The 13,221-nt window shown below is 53.4% G+C and carries 13 protein-coding genes; 6 read left to right on the forward strand and 7 right to left on the reverse strand.

What is annotated here, in order from left to right; translation table 11 throughout:
- Positions 1–295: 295 nt before the first annotated feature.
- The 5 genes from KTJ90_RS13170 to mntR form a co-directional block, all read right to left on the reverse strand.
- Positions 296–1,825, reverse strand: a complete 1,530-nt coding sequence (locus KTJ90_RS13170) for an efflux transporter outer membrane subunit (RefSeq protein ID WP_003850508.1) — start codon at positions 1,823–1,825, stop codon at positions 296–298.
- 1 nt (position 1,826) lies between these two features.
- Positions 1,827–3,395 (reverse strand): DHA2 family efflux MFS transporter permease subunit, encoded by a 1,569-nt coding sequence (locus KTJ90_RS13175; RefSeq protein ID WP_003850509.1) that lies wholly within the window; start codon positions 3,393–3,395, stop codon positions 1,827–1,829.
- Positions 3,392–4,537: an HlyD family secretion protein gene (locus KTJ90_RS13180; RefSeq protein ID WP_003850510.1), complete on the reverse strand. Its 1,146-nt coding sequence runs from the start codon at positions 4,535–4,537 to the stop codon at positions 3,392–3,394. The genes KTJ90_RS13175 and KTJ90_RS13180 overlap by 4 nt, the downstream gene beginning before the upstream one ends.
- 149 nt (positions 4,538–4,686) lie before the next feature.
- Entirely contained in the window at positions 4,687–5,796 is a 1,110-nt protein-coding gene (locus KTJ90_RS13185; protein WP_286866546.1) for an SLC13 family permease, read from the reverse strand.
- Between the two features lie 20 nt (positions 5,797–5,816).
- The gene (gene mntR / locus KTJ90_RS13190; RefSeq protein WP_003850512.1) at positions 5,817–6,275 is read right to left on the reverse strand and encodes a manganese-binding transcriptional regulator MntR; all 459 of its coding nucleotides are present in this window, start codon (positions 6,273–6,275) and stop codon (positions 5,817–5,819) included.
- Between the two features lie 252 nt (positions 6,276–6,527).
- Here mntR and KTJ90_RS13195 point away from each other — a divergent pair, with 252 nt between their 5' ends.
- The gene (locus KTJ90_RS13195; protein ID WP_283543394.1) at positions 6,528–6,719 is read left to right on the forward strand and encodes a hypothetical protein; all 192 of its coding nucleotides are present in this window, start codon (positions 6,528–6,530) and stop codon (positions 6,717–6,719) included.
- Positions 6,720–6,955: 236 nt separating this feature from the next.
- Here KTJ90_RS13195 and ompX read toward each other — a convergent pair whose 3' ends face one another.
- Complete coding sequence (gene ompX / locus KTJ90_RS13200) at positions 6,956–7,468, reverse strand: outer membrane protein OmpX (RefSeq protein WP_008925816.1); 513 nt, start codon at positions 7,466–7,468, stop codon at positions 6,956–6,958.
- 368 nt (positions 7,469–7,836) lie between these two features.
- Here ompX and rhtA point away from each other — a divergent pair, with 368 nt between their 5' ends.
- The 5 genes from rhtA (at position 7,837) to glnQ (ending at position 12,103) form a co-directional block, all read left to right on the forward strand.
- On the forward strand, positions 7,837–8,751 hold the full coding sequence (gene rhtA / locus KTJ90_RS13205) for a threonine/homoserine exporter RhtA (RefSeq protein ID WP_003851733.1): 915 nt from the start codon (positions 7,837–7,839) through the stop codon (positions 8,749–8,751).
- Positions 8,752–9,076: 325 nt separating this feature from the next.
- Entirely contained in the window at positions 9,077–9,580 is a 504-nt protein-coding gene (gene dps, locus KTJ90_RS13210) for a DNA starvation/stationary phase protection protein Dps (RefSeq protein ID WP_003851735.1), read from the forward strand.
- A 319-nt stretch (positions 9,581–9,899) separates the two neighbouring features.
- The gene (glnH, locus tag KTJ90_RS13215) at positions 9,900–10,646 is read left to right on the forward strand and encodes a glutamine ABC transporter substrate-binding protein GlnH (protein WP_003851738.1); all 747 of its coding nucleotides are present in this window, start codon (positions 9,900–9,902) and stop codon (positions 10,644–10,646) included.
- 78 nt (positions 10,647–10,724) lie between these two features.
- Entirely contained in the window at positions 10,725–11,384 is a 660-nt protein-coding gene (gene glnP, locus KTJ90_RS13220) for a glutamine ABC transporter permease GlnP (protein WP_003851740.1), read from the forward strand.
- On the forward strand, positions 11,381–12,103 hold the full coding sequence (glnQ, locus tag KTJ90_RS13225) for a glutamine ABC transporter ATP-binding protein GlnQ (protein WP_003851741.1): 723 nt from the start codon (positions 11,381–11,383) through the stop codon (positions 12,101–12,103). The genes glnP and glnQ overlap by 4 nt, the downstream gene beginning before the upstream one ends.
- A gap of 75 nt (positions 12,104–12,178) precedes the next feature.
- Here the strand turns inward: glnQ and rlmF are convergent, their stop codons facing one another.
- A complete protein-coding gene (rlmF, locus tag KTJ90_RS13230) occupies positions 12,179–13,111 on the reverse strand; it encodes a 23S rRNA (adenine(1618)-N(6))-methyltransferase RlmF (RefSeq protein WP_105099366.1) in 933 nt (310 codons plus the stop codon).
- Positions 13,112–13,221: the final 110 nt, after the last annotated feature.

Consider the following 13,221-nt stretch of genomic DNA (forward strand, 5'->3'; position numbering starts at 1 on the left):
TAAGTTGCATTAAAGAATCGTCAAAGAAATAAATTCAGAAAGGTGACACGGCTCAGAATCCAGGATGGCCGGTAACGTAAAAATAATTGCCGGTCAAAAGCGCTGATAATATTCCGGCTAAGACTGGCTGTTTATTTTCTGCAGTCCGGACCGGACGCGTTGGGGCTGCGATGTATGCTAATTCAACGGCTTAGACCATTGAGATTTACATTGAGTGGGTGAGAACCCTTAACTTAACGCGGTTAAAAGGGAGAGATAAAGCGGTCACTGCGCACAGGCAGCGACCGCGAAAGGATTAATTCGCCTGTGTGGCCGGACCAAATACCGGATATTGCGGCATCTCAACGTTCTGATACGTTTCCCATCCGCCGCCCAGCGCTTTATAAAGCGCCACTAAATCCAGAGCGCTCTGCATTCTCGCCTGAGTCGCCTGCTCCTGAGCCTGTGCCAGCTGGCGCTGCGCATCCAGCACGTCAAGGAAGGTCGAAAGCCCCTGGCGGTAACTGTCGCTGGCGAGGTTAAAGGCCCGCTGCAGGGCGCCGGTCGTCTCATCCAGCGCAGTCACGCGCTGCTGGTCGGCGCGGTAGCTGACCAGCGCATTCTCGACATCCTGTAACGCCGTCAGCACAGTTTGACGGTAATCCAGCGCGGCGCTGGCCTGCTGCGCCCGCGCTAACTTGACGCTCGATACCAGTTGTCCACCCTGGAAAATCGGGATCGAAAGCGAGGGGCCATAACTGTAGAAATGGCTGCTCCAGTTATCCAGATAACTGGCGTCAGTGTTGCGTACGCCCAGCTGTCCGGTCAGCGACAGGCTTGGGAAGAGCTGCGCAACAGACACGCCGATCTCCGCGGTTTGAGCATGCAGCGTCGCTTCAGCCTGGCGAATATCAGGACGACGACGTGCCAGCGTGGAGGGAATACCAACCGGTACAAACTGCGGCAACGGCGGTAAGGCTTTAGGTGTGCTGAGTTCAGCATCCAGTGCACCCGGTGTTTTGCCAAGCAGCACCGCTAATCCGTTCATCGCCTGCCGTGCCTGCGATTGATACTGCGGCAGCTGGGCCTGAAGCGTGCTGAGCTGGGCACGGGCATTTTCTACATCAGTTAACGGAGCCAGACCATTACGCTGCTGACTTTGCGTCAGCTCGGTCGTCTGCTGCGCCACATTAATCTGCTCCTGCAGAGTCTGAACGGTGCTCTGCGCGCCTCGCAGCTGCAGCCAGGCTCGCGCAACTTCGGCCTCAAGTGAGACCAGCGCATCGTTACGCTGCTCTATCGCTGCCTGCTGCTGGGCATTGGCGGCCTCAACCTGACGGCGAACTTTGCCCCACAGGTCAAGCTCCCAGCTGGCATCGAAGCTGCCCTGATAGAGGTTAACCGGCTGGGTCAGGCCATTGAGCTGGCTGGCCACGTTGCTGTCGAGTTGATCGGTGGCGCCATTGGACTCAAGCAAGCCTTTCAGGCCGAGCTGCTGACGGGTGACTTTAGCCGAACCGCTCAGACTGGGGAACAGGCTGCCCTGGGCCTGCGTCAGCTGTTCACGCGCGCCCGCAATCCGCAGCACTGTCTGCTGCAGGCTCAGGTTCCCCGCTATCGCCCGCTCAATCAGGCTGTCGAGCTGCGGATCGTTAAAGCTCCGCCACCAGCGGGAATTAATTGCGGCGTTTTGTGGCTTTGACGCCTCCTGCGAATCCAGCGTGTTGTAGCTACCTGGCACGGCAGGTTTCGGTGCCTGATAGTCAGGTCCGACAGCGCAGCCCGCCAGCCCCAGGGCCAGCAGTAAGCTCAGGGGTTTCAGGCGATGAGTATAAAAAACCTTCATGTTAGTGTGCTCCTGCACTGCCTTCGCTCTTGATCGGCGACAGCAGCCAACAAAATGGAATCAAAATCAGGGCGACAATACTCAGGCCTGAGAAGACATCGATGTATGCGAGAATACGCGACTGCGCAATCATCTCCTGATAGAGCTGACCGGTTGCCAGCGTAATGGGATCGCCCACCGCCGACGTGAAGTCGCGTATCGCCTGCGCCCAGTGCTCAAGCGTAATGTTGAACGGCTCGTTAAGCGGCGTCATGTTGTGCACCATATGCGCCGACCGCGCCTGTGCGCGCTCGGTAATGGCCGCGGTCGAAAGCGAGATCCCAATGGATCCGGCCACGTTACGGAACATGGTAAAGAGCGCGGAGGCGTCCGCGTTAAGTCGCTGAGGAATGGTGACAAAGGCAATCGTAGTCAGCGGAACAAACAGGAAACCCAGCCCGATCGACTGTGCGCTACGCATCATCACCAGCGTTTTGAAATCGACATTCGGCGTCAGGGTAGCAGAATAGAAAAACGCCATGGCCAGACAGCTGAAACCAAAGGCGATGATGTATCGCGTCTGCACAATCGGCATCAGTTTCAGCACCAGTGGTATGGTCAGCACAATAAGCACCGCGCCGGGCGACAACACCAGCCCTGACCAGGTGGCGGTATAACCCAGATCCTGCTGCGCCAGCTGTGGCAACACCACAGAACTGCCATACAGAATCATCGCCATTCCCGCCATCAACAGCCCGGCCACCCAGAAGTTCCGGTCTTTCATTACCAGAATATCGACCACCGGCTTACGCGCATACATCAGCCAGTAAATGGCGCCAACGATGCCAACCAGCGCCAGAACAGCGAACAGTACGATAAAGTGCGAAGCAAACCAGTCCTCATCTTCTCCGCGATCCAGCATCACCTGCAGACACCCCAAGCCTAAGGTAATCAGGCTGATCCCGATGTAATCGATCTTCAGCTTACCTTTGGCCCATTTACGCTCCCAAGGCGGATCTTCCAGCAGCTGATAGATCGCCAGCACAGTCAGCACGCCCACCGGAATGTTAATAAAGAACACCCAGCGCCAGCTGTAGTTGTCAGTGATCCAGCCACCCAATGTCGGGCCAATCACCGGCGCGACGATAATAGCGATGGAGGAGAGACCAAATGCCTTGCCGCGATCTTCTGCCTTGAAGTAGTCCAGCAGCACGGACTGCTGAACGGGCTGCAATCCGCCACCAAAAAAGCCCTGCAGCACGCGGAACAGAATGATTTGCCAGAGTTCAGTGGCGATGCCGCACAGGAACGAGCAAATGGTGAACATCACAATGCAAATCAGGAAAAACTGTTTACGGCCAAACAGCCGGCTGAAGAACGCAGAGATAGGCAGCACAATGCCGTTCGCCACCAGATAGGAGGTCAGCACCCAGGTTGACTCATCATAACTGGAGGAGAGCGAACCGGCGATGTGCGGCAGCGCCACGTTAACGATGGTGGTGTCGAGGATCTCCATAAACACCGCCAGCGTCACCGTGATTGCCACTAACCACGGATTACTGGCCGGTTTCCAGCTCTGCGCCGTACTCATTCCACTGTTACCTCGGGTTCAACGGAGAGACCCAGCGGCAGCGGATGGTTCGGATCCAGGCCCTTGTCGATAACGATTTTCACTGGCACACGCTGAACAATTTTCACGTAGTTACCGGTGGCGTTTTCTGACGGGAAGGTCGAGAAGCGTGAGCCGGAGCCCATCTGAATGCTGTCGACGTGTCCTTCCAGCTTCATGTCCGGCCATGCATCAACGCTGATTTTCACTTTATCGCCAGGATTCATGCGTTCCAGCTGAGACTCTTTGAAGTTCGCAGTAACCCAGATGTCAGGCGAAACCAGCGAGAACAGAGAGGAACCGGCCTGCACCAGCGTGCCCAGCTGAACGTTACGCTTGGTGATAAACCCGTCATAAGGCGCACGAACCTGGGTATAGGAGAGGTTAAGATCGGCCGTACTTAACTGTGCTTTCGCCTGCTCAACCTGTTGCTGACGCGCTTCAACATTGGTCTCCTGCTGACGAATCTGCAGGGCAACCTGTGAAGCGACTTCAACCTGGGCTTTCGCACTCTGTAACTGTGCCTGCGCCGAACGTAGCTGCGCAGACGCGCTGTCGATATTACGCTGGCTGGTCGCACGTGGATCGACGCCACGCTGGCGACGATAATCCGCCTGCGCATTCAGCATATTGGCTTCTGCTTTCGCCTGATCGGCCAGAGCCTGATCGCGCTGAGCCGGATACTGTACTTTTGACAGCGCCAGCTGGGCCTGCGCCTGATGCAGTTGTGCAACGGCTAAACCGAGCTGCGCGTTAGCCTGTTCACGCTGGGCACGGTTGTCGCTGGGATCAATCTCCACCAGCAGATCGCCCTTCTTCACCCGCTGGTTATCTTTCACCAGCAACTTCACGACATAGCCGGATGCTTTAGGCGCAATAGTAACGGCATCGCCTTCGGTAAAGGCGTCGTCGGTGGTTTCAATATTGCGGGTAGATAACCAGAACCAGAGACCGACAATCAGCATAATCACCACCACCACTGCCAGAATAATCAGCGGCTTTTTACCGGGGCGTTTACGCTCAGGCTGTTGGTCGTTGTCCTGATTTTCCTCTGACTGACGGTTTTGATCCGTCGTGTTTTCTGCGTCCTGCTGATGTGGATCGCGTTGATTGTTCTCGCTCATAGTTCCCATCACTGGCTAAGGCCCTGATTCCGGGCATAAAGGTCCTGTTAACCTTATATCGGAAATTGACAAAATCCAGTGCAACTTTACGAAACTTGAGGAATGCCGCACATCCTGCCACCTGACAGCGATAGCAGGATGTATCGGGCCTAATTGAGCAACCGCAGCAGTAGCCAGCCGCTGGCCATTGACCAGGCCAGCAAAGGAAGGGAAAAGAGATGAAATTGCCACCATACGGCACGATCTTTCGCCATACGCAGAGCAATCAGGTTAGCCAGTGAACCTGGCAGCAGACCGAATCCACCGATGTTGACCGCCCAGGCGAGCACATCGGTTGGCGGGACTTTTTGCAGCAGCAGAATCGTCGCCGGGACATTGCTGATCACCTGTGACAGACCAATCGCCAGCAGATAGAGCTGCCCCTGGCCGAAATGCGCCACCGCATCAAAGTGAGCCTGCATCACCGGCAGACGTGTCAGCAGGAAGACGTCAATAAACATGGCGATAAACACCGCCAGCAGGCTCCAGTCGATACGTTGCAGTACCGGACGCGCCATTACCAAAAAGGTGGCGAGGATAACCAGCAGTATCCAGCCGGTGATTTCCAGCTCCAGACCGGCGATAAACAGCAGGTATAACACCACGCTGACAATAAACAGCGGCTTCTGCCACTCCGGCTGCTCCGGGTTGTCATGTTTATCAATTGTCCGCTTTGAAAAGCTAAACCAGGTCAGCACGACCAGGCTCAGCAGCAGCCAGGCGGCCAGCGGCAGCATCTGCACAATGAATGCAATAACGCTGAGCTTGCCGTGACTCCACAGCAGAATGTTTTGCGGATTGCCGACCGGCGTCAGCAGCGACCCGGCATTCACTGCCAGCGCCTCGAAAATGATCAGTCGCGAGATAGGTAAATGAGAGAACTTCCGCAGCGTTAATGTCAGCGGCACCAGAATAAACAGCGCAACATCGTTGGTTAAAAACGTGGAGAGCAACGCGGCAGCCAGTACCATAAATAGCGCCAGCGCACGTTCGTGCCGGAAACGCGCAATCAGGCGTCCTCCCAGCACGTCAAAGTAGCCGCTGGTTTCCAGCCCTTTGGTCAGAATCAATAACCCGGTGAGTGTGATAATGGTATGCCAGTCTACGGCTCCGGGCAGATCGGCCCAGCGGAAATCCGCCAGGAATGCCAGAACTACACCAATCACGATTAATAAATGCAAAATTGAGTCATGCAAAAAAGATCGAAGCAGTTGTGGCATGGTGAGGGTACGCCTTAGCGTTAACGGGTTTCGGAGAACTTCTTAAATACAGCCAGAGTTTCATCACTGACGTGATGTTCAATACCTTCTGAATCGCGTCGGGCCGTTTCGGGGCTGATGCCTAACGCCAGCAGAAAACTTTCAACAATATGATGACGGGCGCGACTCTCCTCTGCCAGCTTCTCCCCTTCACTGGTCAGGAAGACACCGCGGTAAGGGACCTGCTCAACCAGCCCGGCACTGCCAAGTCGTTTCAGCATTTTAGCCACTGTCGGTTGCGAAACGCCCAGACGGGCTGCCATATCGACCTGACGTGCTTCGCCAAATTCACCAATTAAATCAGAGATTAACTCAACGTAGTCATCAATTAACTCCCGACGATGCGCTTCACGCACCTGCCGAAAACCTTCGACATGCTCTTCAATATCTTTCAGTGGTCCTTTCGGCGCAGAAACCACGCTTTTAGCACGACGACTCATTCAGCTTCCTCATTATTATTTCCCGTACTGACGCTGCTGTACGGATTTAGCTGCGCTCATTGTAAACCAGCCACAAAGAAGCTCAAATTTTTCGTCATTAGCCTTGGCTAAACGATATAGCCAGTGCTATCTTTGTTGATAATGTAAGCAGCCAACGCATGATCCCTAGTGATCTTCTGTTGCTCTGGTGATGATGACGCTCTCACCCCACGCTGCTGATTACCGCGTCGATCAGGATTGGGAGGTAATTCTATGAGCACTCTGAAATGTTGCTTAGATTGCAGCAAATGCTTCCAGACAGAGAAGAAAACAACCACGGATTTTAAATCCTGGCTGTGCCTGCTGACGCGTTCCCCTTTCACACTGCGTCTGATGCTGATTGAAAAACTGCTGGGCCATAAGCCTGCCGAACCTCGCTGTCCGAATCTTATCTGGCGCGGCTAATCCTGATTCAGAGCCTTTTTGCCTGCGGTTGAAAGGCTCACGCCCCTCTGTTTGTTCTCTTTGTTTTTTCCCCTCATAAGAAACTGCCCTGAGGCTGAAAGGGGCATGCCTGCAGATCAGCGTCTGCCAGAGAATGAGACGGGAGACCGACAGGTAAGTCGGGGTGGCGGGTAAAATCAGCACAATAAAAAACGGCCCACAAGGGGCCGTTTTTTTGCAGGTCAGCTAAGCTAAACTTAGAAGCTGTAACCTACGCCAGCAATCCAGGTACCGACGTCAACGCTACGGATACGGCTCTGCTCGTAACCAACGTCAAGTGCGATGTCCTGCATTGGGTTAAACTGCATGCCTGCGCCGTAAGAGAAACCTACGTCGCTGGTGTCAGTTTTATCACGTGATGCAGTTTCGTTGCCCTGGTATTTACCATAGCCGATACCGACAACACCATAGATGCTAGCCCAGTCGTTCAGACGGAAAGCTGGACCACCGGTCACACCGTAGTACTGGCCTTTGTTGTAAACGCCATCTTCGGTACGATCTTTTTCAGTGTAGGTGAATGAACCGATCCAACCCAGTGGGTTAGAACCGTCTTCGTAGCGGTATTTCAGGTTGAAGCCGTTAGCTTTGTTCGCTACGCCCTGATAATCGCTCTGAGCATAGCCACCAGTTACGGTGCTCTGTGCCATTGCTGAACCTGCAGATACTGCCAGTACACAGGCTAATGCTGAAAGACATGCAATTTTTTTCATAACCACCTCAAATGTGAAAATACTTCTCTCCTGACAACGCTGAAAATATAACAAAAAATAGCGAGAAACTCTGCCCGGATTTTGTTGTCTAACAGAAAGTTTGGTGTAACAGGACGTTAATGCGACATACTATGTCATTCATTTTTCTTATAAAATCCGTCATCTTCCTGCAATAATCTTTTTGTGCTCAATTTGCCGTTTAAGTTAATTCCTAAAAAAACCTGACATTTCTTTACCTAAATGGCACTGATTTTGGCCAAAATTTGCGCAGTTAAGGCAAATTAAAAACGCTGACTCATGATTTTTTGCCTGACATTTCCTTTACACTGGCCCACTCGTTACGTTGATGACCAGGAAAAGTACACAGGATGTCTGCCTCTCCCGCTTCTAAAAATCTTGCGCCAATCGTGTTGCCAATTGCCGTACTGCTGATTGCGATGCTGTCGCTGCAGGGCGGTGCTTCTCTGGCAAAAAGCCTGTTTCCTTCTGTTGGGGCGACGGGAATCACCGCGCTGCGTCTGGGCTTTGGCACCCTGATACTCTGTGTCATCTTTAAACCCTGGCGTTTACGCTTTAGCCGGGAACAACGTCTGCCTTTGCTGATGTATGGTCTGGCGTTGGGCACCATGAACTTCACATTCTATCTGGCGATTCGCACTGTGCCGCTGGGCGTGGCGGTGGGACTGGAGTTTACCGGTCCACTGGCGCTGGCGCTGTTTGGATCGCGCAGACCACTGGATTTTGTCTGGGTGCTGCTGGCGGTGATTGGTTTGTGGTTCCTGCTGCCGTTTGGGACAGGGATGACCGCGATTGATCCATTGGGCGCAGCACTGGCCGTGAGTGCGGGTGCCTGCTGGGCAATCTATATCCTGGCGGGACAGCGGGCAGGTGCAGAACATGGTCCTGCGACAGTGGCTATCGGTTCGCTGATTGCTTCGGTGATTTTTGTACCGCTGGGGCTGACGTTTGCAGAAAGTGGCATCTGGACATGGGCCGTGATGCCGATCGCATTGCTGGTTGCCCTGCTCTCCAGCGCGATACCCTACTCACTGGAGATGATCGCCCTTACCCGCTTACCGGCGCGCATCTTCGGCACGCTGATGAGTCTGGAACCCGCCATGGCCGCTTTTTCCGGCATGCTGTTTTTGGGCGAAACGCTGACCGGCCTACAGTGGCTGGCGCTACTGGCAATCATCATCGCTTCGGCAGGCTCAACGCTGACCATGCGACCGAAAAAGAGCCAGTTAAGCAGCGTGGAATTATCAGATTCTGGTCAGAAATAAACGCCTTTAGCCTGCCTTTGTGGTGGGCTAAATAACAATCATGCTCATCATGAGAATTATTCTTAACCATTCCCTGTCCAGGTTCTGACTATTTTGAAACAGACGCTTACCTGTTATTTACATACAAAATTAAAGTATTGATTTAATTGATTAAATACAAGCGCTTTTATTTTAACATTGCGTTAACCTCGTCTGTGCCTTCCCGCTTTTAATAAAGATCTGCACTATTTCATCTATCGATAAAGTCGTTTCTGCAAAGCTGAAAAGCGCTGCTATACTTATCCGGTACTTGATTAGGACAACCATCAAAGAGAGGACTGAAACGATGAGTACCGCTAAACTGGTTAAAACTAAATCTGCTGACCTGATTTATACCCGTAATGACGTGGCCGAAGATGAGAAGAAAGCCACCATCGCGGTGTTGAACCGTCTGGTAGTCGAGTTTATTGACCTGTCATTGATTACTAAGCAGGCGCACTGGAACATGCGCGGTGCTAACTTCATCGGTGTACATGAAATGCTGGACGGCTTCCGTACTGCAATCACCGAGCATCAGGACACCATTGCTGAGCGTGTGGTACAGCTGGGCGGCGTTGCACTGGGCACCACGCAGGTTGTTAACGATACGACGCCGCTGAAAAGCTATCCGCTGAATATTCACAGCGTTCAGGATCATCTGAAAGCGCTGGCAGACCGTTACAGCGTCGTGGCTAATGATACCCGTAAAGCCATTACTGAAGTGAAAGATGAAGATACCGCTGACATCTTTACTGCGGCATCACGTGACCTGGACAAATTCCTGTGGTTCATCGAAGCCAACATTGAATAAAACTCAATGCAGTCAATCAGGCGGGGAAACCCGCCTTTTTTACGTCTTCGTTACCGCATTTTTATGACCCTGTTAACAGTTCTTCCTTCCTTCGCTTCACAGCCTTAACATCTGAGGCACACTACCGCTTGCACCAAAACAGCCATATGCACCAAAACTGAGCACCTAAATGGTGCAAAGGCAGAATTAACTGCAAAATCGTGTCAGCTATGTTATTTAACTCTCTGATTTCGCGAAACTTGCAAAGTTGGCATAATTATTTCATATGACAAGCCGCAAACGCAGGCCCTGCCGCCTGGTAGTAAAAAAAGGAAAAATGATGAAGTCACTGTTAAAAGTTTCTGTGGCCGCGCTGGCGCTGGCCTTCTCCCTCTCTTCCACTGCAGCAGATAAGAAGCTGGTTGTCGCGACCGATACCGCCTTTGTTCCGTTCGAATTCAAACAGGGTGACAAATATGTCGGCTTTGATGTGGATCTGTGGGATGCCATTGCGAAAGAGCTGAAGCTGGATTATACCCTGAAGCCAATGGACTTCAGCGGCATTATCCCTGCACTGCAAACGCGCAATGTCGATCTGGCCCTTGCGGGCATCACCATTACCGAAGAACGTAAAAAAGCGATCGAGTTTTCTGATGGCTATTACAAAAGCGGTTTGCAGGTAATGGTGCGTAACAATGAAAACGACATCAAAGGCATCAGCGATCTGAACGGTAAAGTGGTTGCTGTGAAAAGCGGCACCGGCTCTGTGGAATACGCAAAAGCCCACATCAAATCTAAAGACCTGCGTCAGTTCCCGAACATCGACAGCGCCTACATGGAACTGGGCACTAACCGTGCGGACGCCGTGCTGCATGACACGCCAAACATTCTTTACTTCATCCACACCGCCGGTAAAGGCCGCTTTAAAGCGGTAGGCGATTCGATTGAAGCGCAGCAGTATGGTATCGCCTTCCCGAAAGGCAGCGACGATTTACGTGAAAAAGTAAACGGCGCACTGAAAACCCTGAAAGAGAACGGCACCTATAACACGCTCTATAAAAAATGGTTCGGCACCGAACCTAAATAATAATTTGCCCGTTATCTGATTTCAGCAGGGAAACTTTTTCCCTGCTTTTTTCCATCGCAACATATCTGGAGTGACACCATGGAGTTTGACTGGAGCGTCATCTGGCCCGCCATGCCAGCGCTGCTTGAAGGCGCTAAACTGACTTTAATAATCTCTGTTATTGGACTGGTTGGCGGCCTGTTTATCGGGCTGATTGCCGGTTTTGCCCGCGCTTACGGCGGCTGGATCACCAATAACATCGCACTGGTGTTTATCGAAATTATCCGCGGCACCCCTATCGTGGTGCAGGTGATGTTCATCTACTTTGCTCTGCCGATGGCGTTCCCCGACCTGCGCATTGATCCCTTCAGCGCAGCGGTAGTGACCATCATGATTAACTCTGGCGCTTATATCGCGGAGATTACGCGTGGTGCCGTGCTGTCGATTAATAAGGGCTTCCGCGAAGCCGGACTGGCGCTTGGCCTGTCGAGCCGTGAGACGCTGCGCTACGTGATTATGCCGCTGGCGCTTCGTCGTATGCTGCCACCGCTGGGCAACCAATGGATTGTCAGCATCAAAGATACCTCGCTGTTTATCGTTATTGGTGTGGCTGAACTGACGCGTCAGGGTCAGGAGATTATTGCCGGTAACTTCCGCGCTCTGGAAATCTGGAGCGCCGTCGCGATCATCTATCTGGTGATTACGCTGGTGCTGAGCTTTGTGCTGCGCCGCATTGAGAAAAGGGTGAAAATCCTGTGATTGAATTTAAAGATGTCTCCAAGCATTTTGGCCAGACCCAGGTGCTGCACAATATTGATCTGAAGATTAACCAGGGCGAAGTGGTGGTGATTATCGGCCCATCCGGTTCCGGTAAATCCACCCTTTTACGCTGCATTAACAAGCTGGAAGAGATCACCAGCGGCGAGCTGATTGTTGATGGCCTGCGCGTGAATGACCCGAAAGTTGATGACCGCCTGATTCGTCAGGAAGCGGGCATGGTATTCCAGCAGTTTCATCTGTTCCCACAGATGAGTGCGCTGGACAACGTTGCCTTTGGTCCTATCCGGGTGCGTGGCGCCAGTAAAGAAGCGGCACGCCAGCTGGCGCGTGAGTTGCTGGGCAAAGTGGGCCTGGCAGAGCGTGCACATCATTTTCCGTCTGAGCTGTCCGGCGGCCAGCAGCAGCGCGTGGCGATTGCCCGTGCGCTGGCGGTTAAGCCAAAGATGATGCTGTTCGATGAGCCAACCTCAGCGCTGGACCCGGAACTGCGTCATGAAGTCCTTAAAGTGATGCAGGATCTGGCGGAAGAAGGCATGACGATGGTGATTGTGACGCATGAAGTGGGCTTTGCACAGAAGGTCGCCTCGCGCCTGATCTTTATTGATAAAGGCCGGATTGCGGAAGATGGCGATCCTGACAGCCTGATCAGCAATCCACCCAGTGACCGTCTGCGCGAATTCCTGCAGCACGTCTCCTGATCAAAACGGGCCGCTAAGCGGCCCGTTTTTTTATGCCCCTGGCCGCAGTAATAGCGTGCCTGCACCGGGAAAACCCTAACTTCCCAGACGACTCAGCAGTTTGCTGCGCGGTGCGGCAGGCATAAAACTCCACGCCAGAAAGCGGCTCTGTTTCTGACCCTGGGCCATGTTCACCACCCGCACTTCAGCAACGTCGAGCGCCTGCAGCTGTTTTTCCAGTGCCGGCAAGTTCTCTTTGCGCGACACCAGCGAGGTAAACCAGCCGATCTGACGACCCAGCGCCACGCTCTCGGCGATCATCTTGCCGATAAACGCCTTTTCGCCACCGGGATACCACAGCTCATTGTGCTGCCCGCCAAAGTTAAGTGGCGCACTCTTGTCCAGTCCGAGATTGCGGACCTTGCGCTGCGAACCGGCCACTGCCTCATCCGGCGACGCGTGGAATGGCGGATTACACATCACCGCGCTGAAGAATTCCGTTTTGCTGACCACACCCGCCAGCACCGCATCGCTGTTTTTCTGACGACGCAGACGGATCTGGCGCGTCAGGCGTGGGTTAGCCGCAACGATGCGGTTAGCGGCTTTGATGGCGGCTTCATCAATTTCGGTGCCGGTAAAGCGCCAGCCATATTCTGCCGCACCAATCAGTGGATAGATGCAGTTTGCGCCGCAGCCAACATCGAGAATGTCCGCCATCGGGATAACGCCGTTGTTATCCAGCGCCAGCAGATCGGCCAGGTAGTGCAGATAATCGGCGCGTCCCGGTACTGGCGGGCAGAGTGAGCCGGGAGAAAGCTGCCAGTCGATGTCGTAAAAGAGTTTGATCAGCGCCTGGTTCAGCAGCATCACCGCCTCCGGGTCCGCAAAATCCACAGACTTCACGCCATAACCATTAGGCCGGACTTTAGCCTTCAGCGGCGGATGAGCAGCGGTTAACGCGGCAAAATCGTATTCGCCCTGATGGCGATTGCGGGCGTGGAAGGGCGACGTGCTGGCTGACTTTTTCATACGTTCTCTCAATTATTCAGGCGCGCGTACAATACGCTGTAGGCGGCGGAAAATAAACCCGCACCATCCGCTTACCGCTTTCCGATTCCGTCGGGTGATGCTGTCGGGCT

Source organism: Pantoea jilinensis, assembly GCF_019104105.1.
Classification (GTDB): domain Bacteria; phylum Pseudomonadota; class Gammaproteobacteria; order Enterobacterales; family Enterobacteriaceae; genus Pantoea; species Pantoea eucalypti.